The sequence below is a fragment of the Mesorhizobium sp. M00.F.Ca.ET.216.01.1.1 genome, assembly GCF_004010325.2.
Lineage (GTDB): Bacteria > Pseudomonadota > Alphaproteobacteria > Rhizobiales > Rhizobiaceae > Mesorhizobium.
In genome coordinates this window covers 1-296 of sequence record NZ_SADR02000474.1, presented here as the reverse complement: position 1 = coordinate 296, position 296 = coordinate 1, and the positions used below count along the sequence as shown (strand labels likewise).

The following is a 296-nucleotide window of genomic DNA, read 5'->3' as shown; positions in this document are numbered from 1 at the left end:
GGTCCATTGAGGCCTCGATGCGGCCTCGTTCCGCCTCGGGCGGCTGCACCTTTCCATGGCCGCGCGCGGCCAGCCGAAAGCGCTGCATCGGCTCCGAGTAAAGCTGAAAAACGATCGGCTCGGCCTTGGCGATGAAGCCCATCTGCACCGCGAAATCGAGATATGCGCCGTTGGCCATCTTGTAATAGCGCTGGTCGTCGGCAAAGGCGTGATGCCAGAAGCCGCCATTGTCGATGTAGCGCTGCAACTGGTCCGGGTTGACCTCGCCCTTGCCGATCGAGCCGCCGGTCCTGCTG

At 63.5% G+C, this 296-nt stretch carries 1 protein-coding gene; it reads right to left on the bottom strand.

Going from position 1 to position 296, the window contains the following annotated elements:
- On the bottom strand, positions 1-296 hold a 296-nt coding region (locus EN859_RS37030; RefSeq protein ID WP_135913735.1), incomplete at both ends, for a hypothetical protein.